At 57.7% G+C, this 16566-nt stretch carries 16 protein-coding genes and 1 pseudogene; 12 read left to right on the top strand and 5 right to left on the bottom strand.

Translation table 11 applies throughout. From position 1 onward, the window contains the following. Nucleotides 1-8: 8 nt before the first annotated feature. Both RBH71_RS09355 and RBH71_RS09350 read right to left on the bottom strand, forming a co-directional pair. Complete coding sequence (locus tag RBH71_RS09355; protein WP_004431784.1) at nucleotides 9-419, bottom strand: hypothetical protein; 411 nt, start codon at nucleotides 417-419, stop codon at nucleotides 9-11. Continuing rightward, complete coding sequence (locus RBH71_RS09350; RefSeq protein WP_004431781.1) at nucleotides 419-1672, bottom strand: sarcosine oxidase subunit beta family protein; 1254 nt, start codon at nucleotides 1670-1672, stop codon at nucleotides 419-421. Before RBH71_RS09350 ends, RBH71_RS09355 begins: the two co-directional genes overlap by 1 nt. A 315-nt stretch (nucleotides 1673-1987) precedes the next feature. On the opposite strand from RBH71_RS09350, the gene rpsU reads away from it, so the two are divergent. Together rpsU and RBH71_RS09340 are read left to right on the top strand one after the other, a co-directional pair. Further along, nucleotides 1988-2215, top strand: coding sequence for a 30S ribosomal protein S21 (rpsU, locus tag RBH71_RS09345; RefSeq protein WP_003498359.1), 228 nt, complete (start codon nucleotides 1988-1990; stop codon nucleotides 2213-2215). A gap of 121 nt (nucleotides 2216-2336) precedes the next feature. Further along, nucleotides 2337-3233: a tetratricopeptide repeat protein gene (locus RBH71_RS09340; RefSeq protein WP_004431770.1), complete on the top strand. Its 897-nt coding sequence runs from the start codon at nucleotides 2337-2339 to the stop codon at nucleotides 3231-3233. Between the two features lie 73 nt (nucleotides 3234-3306). On the opposite strand, the gene RBH71_RS09335 is transcribed toward RBH71_RS09340, so the two are convergent. Then, entirely contained in the window at nucleotides 3307-3573 is a 267-nt protein-coding gene (locus RBH71_RS09335; protein WP_004431768.1) for a DUF6074 family protein, read from the bottom strand. Between the two features lie 338 nt (nucleotides 3574-3911). Here RBH71_RS09335 and RBH71_RS09330 point away from each other — a divergent pair, with 338 nt between their 5' ends. Further along, on the top strand, nucleotides 3912-4190 hold the full coding sequence (locus RBH71_RS09330) for an exopolysaccharide production repressor protein (RefSeq protein ID WP_004431765.1): 279 nt from the start codon (nucleotides 3912-3914) through the stop codon (nucleotides 4188-4190). A gap of 110 nt (nucleotides 4191-4300) precedes the next feature. Beyond that, nucleotides 4301-5289, top strand: a pseudogene (locus tag RBH71_RS09325) (glycosyltransferase family 2 protein). 191 nt (nucleotides 5290-5480) lie between these two features. On the opposite strand, the gene RBH71_RS09320 reads toward RBH71_RS09325, so the two are convergent. After that, on the bottom strand, nucleotides 5481-6434 hold the full coding sequence (locus RBH71_RS09320; protein ID WP_004431759.1) for a polysaccharide pyruvyl transferase family protein: 954 nt from the start codon (nucleotides 6432-6434) through the stop codon (nucleotides 5481-5483). A gap of 51 nt (nucleotides 6435-6485) precedes the next feature. Continuing rightward, complete coding sequence (locus RBH71_RS09315) at nucleotides 6486-7451, bottom strand: glycosyltransferase family 2 protein (protein WP_004431756.1); 966 nt, start codon at nucleotides 7449-7451, stop codon at nucleotides 6486-6488. Nucleotides 7452-7570: 119 nt separating this feature from the next. Here RBH71_RS09315 and RBH71_RS09310 point away from each other — a divergent pair, with 119 nt between their 5' ends. From RBH71_RS09310 to RBH71_RS09275, 8 genes are all read left to right on the top strand, one after another. Beyond that, entirely contained in the window at nucleotides 7571-9049 is a 1479-nt protein-coding gene (locus tag RBH71_RS09310; RefSeq protein WP_025595239.1) for a lipopolysaccharide biosynthesis protein, read from the top strand. A 371-nt stretch (nucleotides 9050-9420) separates the two neighbouring features. After that, nucleotides 9421-10569, top strand: coding sequence for an acyltransferase family protein (locus RBH71_RS09305; protein ID WP_004431750.1), 1149 nt, complete (start codon nucleotides 9421-9423; stop codon nucleotides 10567-10569). A 4-nt stretch (nucleotides 10570-10573) separates the two neighbouring features. Then, nucleotides 10574-11365 carry a glycoside hydrolase family 16 protein gene (locus RBH71_RS09300; RefSeq protein ID WP_004431747.1) on the top strand — a complete coding sequence of 264 codons (792 nt, stop codon included), beginning with the start codon at nucleotides 10574-10576 and terminating at the stop codon, nucleotides 11363-11365. Between the two features lie 60 nt (nucleotides 11366-11425). Next, complete coding sequence (locus RBH71_RS09295; protein ID WP_004431744.1) at nucleotides 11426-12607, top strand: hypothetical protein; 1182 nt, start codon at nucleotides 11426-11428, stop codon at nucleotides 12605-12607. A gap of 17 nt (nucleotides 12608-12624) precedes the next feature. Then, complete coding sequence (locus RBH71_RS09290) at nucleotides 12625-13623, top strand: glycosyltransferase family 2 protein (RefSeq protein WP_004431741.1); 999 nt, start codon at nucleotides 12625-12627, stop codon at nucleotides 13621-13623. After that, nucleotides 13620-14564 carry a glycosyltransferase family 2 protein gene (locus RBH71_RS09285; RefSeq protein ID WP_323687260.1) on the top strand — a complete coding sequence of 315 codons (945 nt, stop codon included), beginning with the start codon at nucleotides 13620-13622 and terminating at the stop codon, nucleotides 14562-14564. Before RBH71_RS09290 ends, RBH71_RS09285 begins: the two co-directional genes overlap by 4 nt. After that, nucleotides 14564-15559 (top strand): glycosyltransferase family 2 protein, encoded by a 996-nt coding sequence (locus RBH71_RS09280; protein ID WP_004431734.1) that lies wholly within the window; start codon nucleotides 14564-14566, stop codon nucleotides 15557-15559. The genes RBH71_RS09285 and RBH71_RS09280 overlap by 1 nt, the downstream gene beginning before the upstream one ends. Before the next feature lie 81 nt (nucleotides 15560-15640). Continuing rightward, nucleotides 15641-16546 carry a UTP--glucose-1-phosphate uridylyltransferase gene (locus tag RBH71_RS09275; RefSeq protein WP_004431732.1) on the top strand — a complete coding sequence of 302 codons (906 nt, stop codon included), beginning with the start codon at nucleotides 15641-15643 and terminating at the stop codon, nucleotides 16544-16546. The last annotated feature ends 20 nt before the right edge of the window (nucleotides 16547-16566 follow it).

The raw sequence follows: 16566 nt of genomic DNA, 5'->3' as shown, positions 1-16566 counted from the left end.
CTCCACCTTCAAAGAGAACTTTCCGGAAGCATGCTTCCGGCGGGTTGGTCACACAGCCGCTTTCCCATCGCAACGAAGGGGGAAAGCCGCTTCAAGAGCTGCTCGAAATTATCGAATGGTTTCAGCGCCGAGGCCCGACCCATATTGATGATGGCAACCGCCATCATGTCGGTGTCGATCGCGAAGGGCTCGTCCTGCGCACCATTTTCCTTCTCGCCGACGAAATAGACCAGCTTGTCCGCGAGACTCGGCGCGCAGAGCAAAAGGCCTTTTTCCGCCACGAAAGGCCAGTCGCGTTCACCCTGCATTCTCTGGATTTTCTGGCTACGAAAATCCCCCATCTCGGGGATGAGATTGCCCGCCGGCACGACCGCCGCCGCAACACCCATGTTTGCCGAAAGCATAACCGCCGCCAGCATCAGTGCGCCACGGCGGCGGCAGCGGCCTCGTCGATGAGGCGTCCGGTGCGGAAACGATCGAGCGTCAGCCCCGCCGCCAGACGGTGCGGTTCGCCGCGCGCGATGAGATGCGCAAACAGATTGGCCGAGCCCGGCGTCGCCTTGAAACCGCCCGTGCCCCAGCCGCAATTGACAAAGAGATTTGGCACCGGCGTCACACTCTGAATGGCGGAGCGATCGGGTGTGTTGTCGGTAATGCCGCCCCATTGGCGCATCATCTTGACGCGGCGGAAAATCGGGAACAGCTCGCAGATGGCGTCAAGCGTATGCGTGATGATCTGCAGGCCGCCAGTCTGGGAGTAGGAATTATACTGGTCGGTGCCAGCACCGATGACCAGCTCGCCCTTGTCCGACTGGGAGATATAGGCATGCACCGTATTGGACATGACGACACAGGGGAAGATCGGCTTCAGCGGCTCTGATACCAGCGCCTGTAACGGGTTGGAATGCAGAGGCACACGCACATCCGCCATTTTCATCAGAACGGAGGAGTGGCCGGCGGCGGAAACGCCGATTTTCTTTGCGCCAATGAAACCGCGATTGGTCTCGACGCCCGTGACCGCGCCATCAGGTCCGCGCCTGATGGCCGTGACTTCGCAATTCTGGATAATGTGCACGCCGCGATCGGAAGCCGCACGCGCATATCCCCAGGCCACCGCATCGTGACGCGCCGTGCCGCCGCGCCGCTGGAGGGCAGCACCGTTGATCGGATAACGCGCATTGCCGGAAATCTCGAGTGGCGGGCAATAGGCCTTGGCTTGTTCCGGCGTCAGCCATTCATTGTCGATGCCATAGAGACGGTTGGCATTGATATGGCGCTTGAAGGACTGCTGGTCGTGAATATTGTGCGACAGCATCATAACGCCGCGCGCCGAATACATGACGTTGTAATTGAGATCCTGGCTCAGGCCTTCCCATAATTTCAGGGAATGCTCGTAGATATCCATGCTCTCTTCATAGAGATAATTGGAGCGGATGATGGTGGTGTTGCGGCCGGTATTGCCACCGCCTAGCCAGCCCTTTTCCAGCACCGCTATATTGGTAATGCCGTGTTCCTTGGCAAGATAATAGGCGGCCCCAAGACCGTGGCCGCCGCCACCGATGATGATGACGTCATATTCCTTGCGCGGCTCGGGCGACGCCCATTGCGCATCCCACCCCTTATGACCCCGCAACGCCTCGCGCGCCACGGCAAAAACGGAATATTTGCGCATTCGCAGTCTGCTCCTCAAGAACCGGCCAGAAGCCGAAAGCATAGCTCCGGCACATATTATACACATGGCAAATCGGCATCGGAGGCAATATCCATTTTGCGACGCCGCAATGCTTTTGTTTCGACATTGCAGGCAGAATGCCGGGATAGCTGGATTTTGGCTGTTGAATATGCGGTACCGTATGGACTTGCTGCAAATGTTCTGATATTGCACGTCACCAATCGCTAGGCTCGACGGCCGAACGAACGATTTTATTTGCGTGCGAATGCCTTTATTCTCACAGCAAGACAACCAAACAAAAGGAACGGGTTTCACGTGCAGGTACTAGTCCGCGACAATAACGTTGATCAGGCGCTTCGCGCTCTCAAGAAAAAGATGCAGCGCGAAGGCATTTTCCGTGAAATGAAAATGCGCGATTATTACGAAAAGCCTTCCCAGAAGCGCGCCCGCGAAAAGGCTGAAGCTGTTCGTCGCGTTCGCAAGCTGGCACGCAAGCGCGCACAGCGCGAAGGTCTGGTTGCAGCTCCGCGCGCAGGCCGTTAATAGGCCGTCTTTTGGACGTTTTTGAATGCTTGTTGGGCGGGGGCGATCAATTCGCCGCCGCTCTTTGTGTTTGTGGCCGGAGAATGATCTTGAGACCGGCCTGCGAGGGAACCCCCACCGAATGACCGCTGTTGATGCCTGTGTTGTGAAAAACTCCGATGCCTCCACGCGCCGGGTGCTCCTGAAAAACAACAAGAGATTCCGTGTTTCCCTTGTCGTCTGTACCGTCCTTGCCGGTCTTTCCGGCTGCGCTACGTCCAACCAGACTGACGATGTCTTCAGGATCGACCGTGCCCAGGGCTCGCAGGAAAACATTGCCTCGCTCACCTCGGTCATCAACGCCAATCCGCAGGATCCGGAAGGCTATAACGTTCGTGGCTCGGCTTACGGCCGCGCCGGCGATTCGCGCCGCGCCATCGAGGATTTCAACAAGGCGCTGCAACTGAACCCGCGCTTTTATCAGGCCTATGCCAACCGCGCGCTAGTGTATCGCAATTCCGGCCAGCAGCAGCAGGCCTTGCAGGATTACAACGCGGCTTTACAGATCAATGCGAGCTATGACGTAGCCCTGATCGGCCGTGGCAATCTTTACCGCCAGTCCGGCCGCGTCAACGAAGCTTTCAACGACTTCTCCCGCGCCATCGAACTCGAAACCACCGATGGCCGCGCGTGGCACAATCGTGGCCTGATCTACCAGCTGCGCAACCAGCATGCCCAGGCCATCGAGGACTTCTCCAAGGCCATCTCGCTGTCCTCAACCTCGCCGGAACCCTATAACGGCCGTGGCCTTTCCTATGTCGCGCTGAACGACGACGAAAACGCTTTCGCCGATTTCAACCACGCCATTTCGCTTGATGGCAACGTCGCAGAATCATGGGCCAACCAGGCACTGGTCTATGAGCGCCGCGGCGAGATGGCGAAAGCCGCAAAGTCCTATTCGCATGCGGCACGGCTTGATCCGAAATATAAGCCCGCGCTCGACGGCATTGCCCGCACGCGCGGTGCCGGCGCATCCTGATCAAAAACAGATACGAACAGAAAAGCCGGCGGTGCGACACCTGCCGGCTTTTTTATGGGAAACTTTTAAAGCCTCAATGGCTGTCGCGGCGCGCCTCGGGCGTGGCATCCCCCGCCCACAACTCCGCCTGCACCGCATTTTGAAACTCCATGACCTCGCGCCGCATGGCGGCGTCCTCATAGCCGAGGCCCGTCAGATAGGCGGCCAGTTCACGGCACTCCCTGCGCCAGAAATCATTCGCCTCCACACCATGCAACCGGTCGAGCATGGTTGCGCACCGTTTTACGTTGGCAATACGGTTCTTTGCCGGAAAGGCGATTACTTCCGAATTCGTCGTCACGCGGGCACCTTGCTCTTCGAGGAATCAATACCGACTTTTTAAAGGCTGGATGGTTAACGAAGTCTGCTATGCAGGAGAGAAGGCCGCTAACGCCTTGCAGGGACGGGTTCTGCAGCCTGTCAGACGCAAGAATCTGCGCTGGCGGAGGACACCGATCCGGGCAAATCGCCGATTACCAAGGAATTTACCAATCAAGATTACCGAAATTTCATGCCGTGGGAGATAGAAGAAGTATATGTGTGTTGAAACAACACCGGTCTCATCGTATATTCTTGCAAAGAAAAAAAATGCCGCAGCGCAGCCAAAAACGGAGAAATCGTTCTCGGGAGGAGAGCACCATGTATGCACCTCGTGTATTTTTCAGCATGATTGGTGCATTGCTTGCCTTTGCGGTCGCTACATATTTCATCCAGGGGTCGTTCTATACGGCATTCATCCAGACCCTCATCTGCGCCGTCATTCTGCAAACCGGTTATTTTATTGCACTTCTGGTTCTGGTCGCCCGGGAGAAACGCCGGATGCGCGAAACCTTCGCGCTTGATCGCAGCGCCGAGATCATGACGCCGGACACGGTAAGCAGCGCCCCGCCACATGGCGCGAAACTGACCGATATGTGACCTCTCACGCACATTCTTTTATTGCGCCGCAAAAAAATCACTTGCATCCACACCCCTGACACTTTCTGCTGACCAAATCCTGACGGTTCGTCACAGCAGAAGGACAACACATGGTGAGCGGTTCACAGCCCATTTGCGTCATCATCGCTGCGAAAAATGCATCTGATACGATAGATATCGCCATCCGCTCCGCCCTTGTGGAGCCGGAGGTCGCCGAAGTCATGGTGATCGACGATGGCTCCACCGATACGACCAGCGATGTCGCACATGCGGCGGATGACGGTACCGGCCGTTTGCGGGTCGTGCGATTCGACGTCAATCGTGGCCCTTCGGCCGCCCGCAACCATGCGATCTCGATTTCATCCGCACCGCTCATCAGCATTCTCGATGCGGACGACTTTTTTTCAAAGGCCGTTTTGCCGCCATGCTGGAAAATGACGGCTGGGATCTGGTGGCCGACAATATCGCCTTCATCCAGCAATCGGTTCCGGGCGCGTCGTCCATGCAGCCGGCCCGCTTCGAACCACAGGCCCGGTTTCTGTCGCTGACGGAGTTCGTGGAAGGCAATATTTCCAGACCCGGCGTGGAACGCGGGGAAACCGGCTTTCTGAAACCGGTGATCCGCCGCGCCTTTCTGGACAAACATGCGTTGCGGTACGACGAGCGTCTGCGTCTCGGCGAAGACTACGAACTTTATACCCGCGCGCTTGCCGCCGGTGCCCGTTACAAGGTCATCCGTCATTGCGGTTACGGGGCGATTGTCCGCGGCAATTCGTTGAGCGGCCGTCACAGCACGGAAGATCTTCGCCGTTTATACGAAGCGGACAGGGACATTCTCACCAGCTGCAAGCTGTCGGCCAGCGAGACGGCGATCCTGCTCGAGCACGAAAAACACATCCGCGCGAAATTCGAGCTTCGCCATTTTCTCGATGCGAAAAAGCAGAAAGGGATGGGCGGCGCGTTGAGCCACGCTCTTGCGCGCCTGCCTGCCCTGCCGGCCATCACGCGCGGCATCTGGACCGACAAGACCGCCCGTTTTCGCAAACCGGCGCCGGTTCGGGATATTCGTTATCTGCTGGACGGTACGCCGGTTTCCTGAGGGAAAACCTCCAGCGGCGAGGATGATAGCAAGTTCGATATTCTCTCATTCGTCATGCCGGACTAGATCCGGCATCCAGTCATGGCGCGTCTGCGCCATGAAGAGAGTCTTTGCGATCAAGGACTTGAGCGCGCTGGACCCCGGACCCAGGCCGGGGTGACTGTGTCCGAAATTGCTGAGGCAACCCGCCCTCAGAGATAATCGCGTTTGACCGTTTCCAGAACAGCGGAAAAACGCTCCTTGCGTTCCTCCAGCCTGCCATCCGGGCTGAGACGCGGTTCGGCACGGCTTGCCTGCCAGAGCGCCAGCGTGGAAGGTGCTGCCAGCACTTGCTTGGCCAGTTTGCGCAGCGACAGGGATTGGCTTGCCTGCGGCCGCACCAGCACATCGCCCTCATGCGCCGGACCGGATCCAGCCTCGGCAATGACGGGGGCTGGCGGCGGCGGGAAGCTCATACCCCAGAAACGCGACCCCTTTTTCGCCGCCTCGGCGCGGGTGGAAACTGGCACGTAACGCGGCTGATACTCCACACCGACCGTGCCTGCCCAATCGCTCCACTTGAAACTGTTGATCGAGGGAGATGTGCTCACCGCCACCCATGGCACGCGGAACGCATCGGCAAGAATGGCGCCATGCATGGATTCGGCCACGATAAATTCAGATTGGGCGATGGCGCGGATGACCGACATCGCCTCGCCGCGCGGGTCGAGATAGGTTAGTCCCGCCGGTTCGCAAACCGTTTCCCACATGCCGAATTCCGCCGATTCCCAATGGGGAACGAAGGTTTTCTTGTAGAGTTTCTGCAGGCCTTTGAACTCCGGCATCTCGGTCACCATCACGGCGGGATCGACAATGCCCTTTTCGGGAGAAAGTCCCAATTTGGCTGCGGTTTTTTCGCCGCGCACGCAGCGAATGTCCCAAAATCCGGTGCTTGTATCCGGCACCGCGCCGTAGCCATAACCGCTGCCGATCACAAGCTTGCGCTGCTTTGCGGGCAACAATGTATCATTGAGAACCGTGCCGACACCGACGAGCATCACATCGTCATGCACGTCCCGCAGCCCGGGCAGCAGAAAGTCCCACAGCCACAGATTGAGATCGTCGCCAAAATTTCCGTGATGCGATTCCCAGTGGTAAGGTTTCATGAAGTCACTCCTGGGTGAAAAACATATAAATTCTTGCAGGCAAGAATTCGATCATCTTGTCCGCACTATTTTGCCTGCGCCGAGCTCAAAAGCCGCTCGCAGGAGTGCCGGATCGCGCATCGCCCACTTCAGCAGCAGTCCGAATTCGGGCACCTTGCGCCGTTTCAGATTGCCCGCCTGGCTCCAGAGCGCCTGTTTGCGCGCCGTATTTTTATAGGAAGCGATCGAGGCCACATCGTCCGGCCGCCGCGAAAATCGCCCCTCCAGCGTATCGAGCGCAACCCAGGTATTGAACTGCTGGCGCAGGAATTCCGGCGAGGTATTGTCGATGCTGTGGAAGATATTGACGCCCATTCCGCGCATGGCACCGGCATCGTCACACAGAAGCGTGCGCTTGGATGCGAGGATGGAATCGCAGAAAAACAGCACATCTTCCGCCGCAAGCCGGAGCGCCGGATCGAAGCGTATCTTTTCAAAAAGCGGGCGGCCGATCACCATGCAGGAGAGATGCAAGAAGCTCCAGTTGCGCAGCATCACGCTCGCCAGATCCGGCAGCTCGATCACCAGAGGCCGCTCGGAAAGCCTTGCGGCGCCCTCGTTCTTCTCCAGCTCGGAAATGGCGAAATGATAATAAAATTCGTCACTTGCCTGCATGGATGCCCAATAGCACTCACCGCCAAATGTCTTCAGCGCGAAGGCCGCATTCTGGAGATGATCGGGCGTCCAGATGTCGTCCGAGTCAAGAAATGCGACGTAATCGCTGCCAGCAGGAACGTGGTCGAGACCGGTATTGCGCGCACCACCCGGCCCGCCATTGGCCTGCTTAATGACGAGAATCCGCTCTTTCTGCGCTTGCGAAAGTTCTGCAAGCTCATTGTCTATCGGATATGGCGATTCGTCATCGACGATGACAAGATCGAAATCCTGGTAAGTCTGCGCAAAAACCGATGCGAGCGCACGTCCAAGAATTCCGTGCTGCTTTTGGTAATAGGGAATGACGACAGTAAATCTTGCCATTGTTTCGCCCCTTGCGTTGATCAAGAAGTGTCGGGCCCGATCCTAAAAGCGGCCCCGATGGTATCGGCAACTCCCCACCGGCGTTCCTCCCCGCCGGCCTCCAGAAACAGGATGCTTGTATGCCCCCAGCTCCAAATGTAAAGACCATCACCACGAATGTCGGCTGGAGCGTCTTGTCTAAGACAGGGACATTCGGGCTTAAATTTGTCACCGTTCCCATTCTTGCACGACTGCTGACACCGGAAGAATTTGGTGTGGTTGCAGTCGGCTTAACGGTTGTACAATTCCTGACCATGATAGCCGGAGCGGGGCTGACCTCGGCGCTGATCGTCGAGAAAGAAGAGGATATGGATACAATCCATACCGTTTTCTGGGCAAATCTGGCGATTTCCTGCACCATGGCCGCTGCGCTCTACATTTTCGCGGAGTTCTTCGGTGGGCTTCTGGGTGCGGTGGAAAGTGCCTATCTGCTGCGTATCATGGCCTTTCTCATTCCGTTGCAACTTGCGGGTGATGTCGCCTATTCACTGCTTGCCCGGCGCATGAACTTCAGCCAGGATGCGCTGTGGAGCATGGCGTCTGAAAGCATCGCGGCGGTTGTCGCCGTGGCTATGGCGCTTCTCGGCTTCGGCGTCTGGGCGCTCATCATCCAGCTTTTCGCCGCCGCACTCATCAGGCTTGTCGGGCTATATGCCGTTTCCCGCTATTGCCCGCGTTTCGTCATGAAACCGCGCCGTCTGGTGCCGCTTCTCGGTTTCAGCTCCGGCCTGATGGGATCGGAAATCGCCAATTTCGTCACCTTCCAGTCGCCGATGGTGGTGATCGCCCGGCATCTCGGCCTTGCCGATGCGGGCGCCTATTCCGCCTCCAACCGTTTTGCCAGCATTCCCAATCAGGTCGTGCTGTCGGCCGTCATGGGCGTGCTGTTTCCCGCCTTCAGCCGTATGATGGACGATCCGCAGCGCCGGCGTGATGCCCTGATGTTCAGCACGCAGGTTCTGACCGTCCTGCTTGCGCCGATGATGTTCGGCCTCTGGGCGGTGGCCGAACCGGCCATGCTGGTGATTTTCGGGCAGAACTGGGCTTATGCCTGGCCGGTTCTCGGTCTCCTTGCCCTCTCGAAAGCCATTCTGACCCCATGCAGCACCTTTATCCCCTATCTCAAGGGTGCCGGCTATGGGCGTGTTCTGTTCTGGTCGGCCACGATCCGCGCCATCGTCACCACAGTTGCCGTCTGGGCTGCAGCCGTCTACGGCAGCCTGATCGACGCGATGATTTGGCTCTGCATCGTCAATGCGGTGACGCTGGTTGCCTACTCATGGGCGGTGTTCAAGGCAAGCGATACACCCTTTCTCAGCGGCCTCTATGTCAGCAGCAGACCGATGATTGCAGCGCTGGTCATGGCCGTTTCGGTGCGTTACCTGCTTCACATCATTGCCGAACGCATCCCCAGCGCAACGCTTCAGGTGCTCGTTGGCGCCGCAGTCGGCGGCGTCATCTATGCGGCGCTGATTTTGCTGACCGAACGCGCCCTGCTTGGAAAAATCCTCGGGATGGTCAAATCGCGGCGAATGCGTGAAAACGCAACCCAAGGTTAGTGTCTCGTAACCGAAAGCGCCTCATTTCGGCCGTTAACAGGTCTCACCCGTCACGGATATGTGTTTCGTGACGGCATGGCAAAGCCATTTTTTTGCGGTGCAATATCGCGTACAATGATAATATCGCTTCCTTTGGCGATTTTTAGTGACGACTTAAATCTAGAAAAAATTAAATATTTTCAGTTGCTTAATTTTTTAAAGTCGCACGGAATGCCGGAACGCCAGACAATCACCCGCAATATCTAAGCTTGTGTTTTTCCCGCGTCGCCACATTTTACCCTAAAGTCGAAACCAGACTTACGAGTGCGGGCTTAAGTTCGCTCTGGTTGCAACGCGGCGTGGGTGGACGCCGCCCAATAGGGGTGACTGATGTGACTGTCGATCAGAACCTATCCTCCCGTATCAATTTGATGCGTATATTGCTGATCTCTGGAATCGTGTTCGTCCATGTGCCGCACGATGCCGAAACCAGCCCTTTTCTTGGCCTTTACGGCTTCTTCGACTGGCTGCGTGTTTTTCTGGGCGACGCCCTGTTTCGCATCGGTGTGCCCTGTCTCAGCGCGATATCCGGCTATCTGCTGTTTCGTCGCGGCATGAGCGGGTTCGATTATCCGGCGACGATCCGTTCGAAGTCGAAAACGGTGCTGCTGCCCTTCCTGCTGTGGAATGGCGCGTTGTTTGCCGCAATTTTGCTTATCCAGCTGTTTGACGTTGGTGTGGGTTATTTCCCGGACCTCTGGAACGCCAGCCCGCGTGAAATCATCAGCCATGGCACGGCGCTCGAAGAACTGCCGGTAAACGTGCCGCTTTATTTCCTGCGCGACCTGTTCGTCTGCATCCTGCTGTCGCCGGTGCTCGCATTTCTCATGCGCCGCTTTGCGCTGCCAACGCTCGCTATCCTGCTCTTCATAACCGCCATGCCTGATCTGACGATCTTCATAGTCCAGAAGAAATCGATCCTGTTCAGCTTCTCACTGGGCATCGCACTTGCGCTGCACCGCGTCGATGTCAAGGCACTCGATCCCTACGCCTTCCCGATCATGGCGCTGACCTTTGTCGCTGCGGCCATGCTGGCAACAGGCCTCTATTTCACCGGCCCGGAGTTTACCTTCTGGCTGAACATGTCTCGCAATTTGCTCGCTGTTTTCGGCGCGCTCGGTTTCTGGGCGTCGTCGGCGCTTTTGATCCGCAGCAGGCTCGGCAAGCGGCTTTCCGAAACCGGAAGCCTCAGCTTCTGGATATTCTGCGCTCACTATCCGTTGCTCGTCATCATGTGGATGGTCTGGAACAAGGGCGGACCCGATTTCTACCCCGCCTTCTATGTCATCGCCACGCTGTCCGCCTTTGTCATTCTGGTGGTGAGCAATGCACAAACCCGCAAATACCTGCCGGCCGTCTATGCCGTGCTGACCGGAAGCCGGAACGGCAAACGCAAGACAACGTCCGAATTCGCTGCAAAACGGGCCTCCATGATCGGCCCGCCCACATCCGAAACACTTTATTCGCAACGACAGAGGTGAACCAATGACAACATTTGTCACCCGCGTTCAGACACGCATTCTTCTCGCCGCCGCCCTGCTGGCGACACCCTTCACGACACCGAGCCAGGCACAAGAAGGCAACGGTGCATCCTTCATCGAGAATTTCGATCAGATGGACCGGTCGTTCTGGTACGTCTCCGACGGCTGGAACAACGGTGCGCATCAGAACTGCACCTGGTCGAAGAAACTGGCCACGGTGGAAAACGGCCAGCTGACGCTTGGTTTTGAGGAAGCAAAGTCCGGCGACCGCAACTTCGCCTGCGGTGAAATCCAGACCAAGGGGCGTTATCGCTACGGCACCTATGAAGCACGGATGAAAGCCGCTACCGGCTCCGGATTGAACTCCGCCTTCTTCACCTATATCGGCCCGACCGACAAAAAGCCCCATGATGAAATCGACTTCGAGGTTTTGGGCAAGAATACGGGCAAGGTACAGCTGAACCAGTATATTTCCGCCAAGGGCGGCAATGAGAAACTGGTGCCGGTAGAAGGCGGAGCTGATGCTGGCTTCAACGATTACGCCTTCGTGTGGGAGCCTCAGCGCCTGCGTTACTACGTCAACGGCAAGCTCGTTCACGAAGTCACGGATGAGACCAAGATTCCGCAGAATGCCCAGAAGATTTTCTTCAGCCTGTGGGGAACCGACACGTTGAAGGACTGGATGGGTGCCTTTTCCTATTCCGGCGCAACACAGATGATTGTTGACCGCTTCGCCTTCACGGCGCTCGGCGACAAATGCCAGTTTCCCGAATCCATCGCCTGCGCCCTTAACTGATTGCTTTTTTAAACCTGAGCCTCGGCGTCCTTGACGTATGAAACCAACCGGAACCCATGCATGATCCATGTTCTTTATCTCGCGCATGATCTGTCGGACCCCGCCATTCGCCGGCGGGTGTTGACCTTGCTTGCGGGCGGCGCGCGGGTCACGCTGGCGGGCTTCCGGCGCGGACAGAACCGGCTTGCAGAGATCGAGGGCGTGGTGCCGGTCATTCTCGGAGAAACCGCCGATGGGCGGTTTCTTCAGCGCATGGCAGCCGTCGCCAAAGCCAGCCTCTCGCTCGGCAAAACATTACGCGGCATCCCCATGCCCGACGTCATTCTTGCCAGAAACCTGGAAATGCTGGCTCTCGCAAAACGGGCCATGTCGCTTTACGACCGCCAGCCGGCACTGGTTTACGAATGTCTCGACATTCACCGCCTGCTTCTCAATGAGGGCAAGCCGGGGCAGCTTCTCAATGCGGCCCAGCGCTATTTCGCCCGGGATGCCAAGCTGCTGGTGACGAGTTCTCCAGCTTTCGTCGAGCATTATTTCAAACCCGTTTCCGGCCTGAACCTTCCCGTGCTGTTGCAGGAAAACAGGGTGCTGGCGCTTGATGCCGCTGTAGCAGCCACCCCACAACCGCGCCCACCTGCCCCCGGCGAACCGTGGAAAATCGGCTGGTTTGGGGCGCTTCGCTGCCGCAAATCGCTCGAAATCCTCGCCGATTTTGCAAGGCGCATGGATGGCAAGGTCGAAATCATCCTGCGCGGCCGGCCGGCCTATTCGGAATTTGCGGATTTCGATGGTTTCGTGGCTGCCGCGCCGCATGTGCATTTCCACGGGGCCTACAAAAACCCTGAAGATCTGGCCACCATCTATAATGAAGTGCAGTTCACCTGGGCGATCGACTTCTTCGAGGAAGGCCAGAATTCAAGCTGGCTGCTGCCCAATCGGCTCTATGAGGGATGCCTTTACGGCACCCTGCCGATTGCACTTGCAGGCACGGAAACGGCTCGTTTCATCGAAAAGCGCAATATCGGTTTTGTTCTGCAAAATGCCGGTGCAGATGATCTGGCCGCTCTTTTCAACACTATGACTCCACAAACGTATACGGACGCCTTCGACGCCCTCTCGGCACTCGATAAGAAACAATGGCTGACCGACCGCGACGATTGCCGTCAGCTGGTCCAGCAATTGTCCTCTCTTACAAAATCCGCTTCCGGCCATGCCCGTGAAGCTGCGTTTTCACCCGTGTAGTGCGTAGGGGGCAAATCATGGAAGGTCTTGGTCATTCCGGCATCAGAACTCTGATCGTCATTCCCTGCCTCAACGAGGCAAAGACGATCGAGGCGTTGCTGCGAAAATTCACCGGCGCGATGGATGGGCGTATTTTCCGCATCGTTGTTGCCGATGGCGGCAGCACGGACGGCACGCGCGACATCGTTTCCGCCTTCGCCGTAACGGATGACCGCGTTACGCTCCTTCCCAATCCCAAGCGCATCCAGAGCGCCGGCATAAACCTGGCCGTATCCACTTTCGGCGAGGATTTCGACTACCTCATCCGCATCGACGCCCATGGCGATTATCCGGATGATTATTGCCAGCGGCTGATTGAAGACGCGGATCGCACCGGCGCGGATTCCGTCGTGGTCGCCATGGATACGGTCGGGCACGGCCTGTTCCAGAAGGCGACGGCGATTGCGCAGAATTCCAAACTCGGCAATGGCGGCTCAAAGCACCGCGAAGGCGCCAAGGGACACTGGATCGACCATGGCCACCACGCGTTGATGCGGATCGCCGCCTTCGACGCGGTCGGTGGTTACGATGAAAGCTTCAGCCACAACGAGGATGCCGAACTGGATTTCCGGCTGCGCAAATCCGGTTTCCGTATCTGGATGACCGACAAGACCCGCATGACCTATTATCCGCGCGCTAGCGTCATGCCTCTGTTCAGGCAATATCTCGCCTATGGCCGTGGCCGGGCAAAGAACCTGCTGAAACATCGCTCGATCCCGAAGATCCGTCAGATGATTCCGCTGGCTGTCCTGCCGGTCTTCGTGCTTGCCCTGCTGTCGCTTGTGCATTGGGCAGCACTTATTCCGCTTGGCCTCTGGATCGCCGCATGTGTGGGTTATGGCTTGTGGATGGCAATAGGTCAGAAAAACCCATACGGCCCGCTCGCCGCCTTTTCCGCAATGGTGATGCATCTGGCGTGGTCCACCGGCTTCTGGCTGGAACTCCTGAAATTCCGGGGAAAAAAGGCTGTCTCATGACCGACCTCATCGTCACCGAACCACACAATTCAAAGACCGTCGATATCGGCATCTGTACCTACAGACGTCCGGCGCTGGTCGCCACACTTCTGTCACTGTTCGAACTGGAAGTGCCCGAAGGCGTGACAGTTCGCCTGATCGTTGCCGACAATGATGAGGAACCAAGTGCCAAGGCAAGTGTGGATCGGCTGCGCGAAACTTCGCCTTTCGAGATCGCCTATGTCCATTGCCCGAAATCGAATATCTCGATTGCCCGCAACGCCTGCCTCTCTGAGAGCCGGGCGGACTATCTGGCCTTTATCGACGATGATGAGACCGCCCCGCCGCACTGGCTGGCCGCAATTATGGAAAAGGCAGGCGAAACCGGCGCGGATGTCGTTCTTGGCCCAGTGACGGCGGTTTACCGTGAGAATGCGCCGGGCTGGATGAAACGTGGCGATTTTCACTCGACCGTGCCCGTCTGGGTGAATGGCGAGATCATCACCGGCTACACCTGCAACACGCTTCTCAAGATGGACGCCCCATCGGTAAAGGACCGGCGTTTTGCGCTGGCGCTCGGCCAGAGCGGCGGTGAGGACACGCATTTCTTCTCGCATCTCCATGCTTCGGGCGGTCGCATCGTCTTTGCGCAAAAGGCCGTGCTCTCCGAGCCGGTGCCGGAAAACCGCGCCCGTTTCATGTGGCTTGCCAAACGTCGCTTCCGCTCCGGCCAGACCCATGGCCGTGTGCTTGCCGAAAAGAAACCCGGCGCAAGACGCGTGATGCAGGTGCTGAAGGCAGGATCGAAAGTTCTCTATTGCGCCGTCTTTGCCGCGCTGAACGGTTTCAACGCCGTGCGCCGCAACCGCTATGCCCTGCGCGGCGCCTTGCATCTCGGCTCGGTAAGCGGCGCCTTCGGAGTGCGCGAAATCCGCCAATACGGCGCGGTGGAGGCAACCTGATGGAGAACCTTAACCCTCAGCCCGATATCAGCTTCGTCATTGCCGCCTATAATGCCGCAGAGACGATCGAAGCCGCCATTCAAAGTGCGCTTGAACAGCAGGGCGTGACACTGGAGGTGATCGTCGTGGACGACCGCTCCGCCGACGAGACGATCTCGCTCGTCGAGGCCATTGCGGCCAACGATCCGCGTGTCCGGCTGCTTGCGCTTGAACAGAACCTCGGACCGGGAGGCGCGCGCAATGCCGGTATCGACGCAGCAACCGGACGCTTTATCGCAGTTCTCGATTCGGACGACGTCATCCGCCCCGACCGTTCCGCCTGCATGATGTGCCGGGCAGATGCGGCCAATGCGGTGATCGCTGTCGACAATCTCGATGTCGCCTATACGGACGGCAGGCCGATGGAAACGATGTTCGCAGAGGAGTTTCTGGAGGAAAGACCCGTCCTTACCCTTGAGGACTTCATTTCCTCCAACATCCTTTTCCGCTCCACCTTCAACTTCGGCTACATGAAGCCGATGTTCCGGCGCGATTTCCTAAATAGCGAGGGATTGCGTTTTCGCGAGGACATCCGCATCGGCGAGGATTACATCCTGCTTGCCTCGGCGCTTGCCGCCGGCGGCCTTTGCGTCATCGAGCCGAAACCGGGCTACATCTATAATATTCGCGAGGGTTCGATCTCGCGCGTCCTCGAAATCCACCACGTCGAAGGAATGATGCGGGCGGACCAGGAGTTTCTGAGCCACTACGCGCTGTTGCCCGCCGCCATGGATGCGCAGCAGGCCAGAAGCCGTAGCCTGCAACTGGCCCGTAACTTCCTGACATTGGTGGAAGACATCAAGCGCCGCTCGATTATCGGCGCGCTGAAGACAACGATCAGAGATCCCGCCGTGCTGGGGCATTTGAGAATGCCCATTGCCGTGCGGCTGAAGAGGTTGCGGAACGCGATGTTTGCGCCCGCGGCAAATACTGGGGTGAAAAGGCAGATTTCGTAAAATTTGTGAGCGGACAAATCTGTACGCGAAAAATCTGCAAGCGGACTGGGGACAGATCAAACCTTGATGAAGGAGAACGCGATGGACCTGAACAAAACTGTCAGAAAAGCCGTCATTCCCGTAGCCGGCAACGGCACGCGGTTTTTGCCCGCCACCAAGGCGATGCCGAAGGAAATGCTCACGATCGTCGACCGGCCGGTCGTGCAATATGCCGTCGATGAGGCCATGCAGGCCGGCATCGAGCACATTATTTTCGTAACCAGCCGTAACAAGACCGCCATCGAAGACTATTTCGACAGCGCGCCCGAGCTTATCAACACGCTCACCCGCTCCGGCAAGACGGTGCAGGTGCTGCAGCTTGAAAAGATGCTGCCAGTCGCAGGCACAGTCAGCTACACCCGCCAGCAGGTGCCGCTCGGCCTCGGCCACGCGGTTTGGTGCGCGCGCGAACTGGTGGGCAAGGAGCCTTTTGCGCTGCTTTTGCCTGATATGGTTTCCTATGGCGCACGCGGCTGCATTGCCGGGTTGATGGAACTCTACGACGAAGTCGGCGGCAATATCCTCGGTGTTGAGGAATGCCTGCCGGAAGAAGTGTCATCCTACGGCGTCGTTGGTGTCGGCCAGAAGGTCAATCACGGCTTTGCGGTGACCGAAATGGTCGAGAAGCCGGAACCATCCAGGGCGCCTTCGAATTATTATCTCAACGGCCGTTATATTCTGCAGCCGGAAATCTTCGACATTCTCGCCAAACAGGAGCGTGGCGCGGGCAACGAAATCCAGCTGACTGACGGCATGAAGCGGCTCGCTGAGAAGCAGGCCTTCCATGCGCAGAAGTACAGCGGTCGCACATTCGACTGCGGCAGCAAGCAGGGCTTCATCGCCGCCAATGTCGCTTTCTCGCTGATGCGTGCCGACATGGAGGCGCAGGTTCTCGCTTCCGTCAAGGAACTCGTCGCAAACCATGAAAGCCGCGTTCAGGCGGCCTGACTTTAATCGTGCTGCCGGGG

Origin of the sequence: Rhizobium sp. AN68, from assembly GCF_030758035.1 — a bacterium.
GTDB lineage: Bacteria > Pseudomonadota > Alphaproteobacteria > Rhizobiales > Rhizobiaceae > Agrobacterium > Agrobacterium tumefaciens.
The sequence above is the reverse complement of the archived record's forward strand: the minus strand, read 5'-3'. Positions and strand labels throughout refer to the sequence as shown.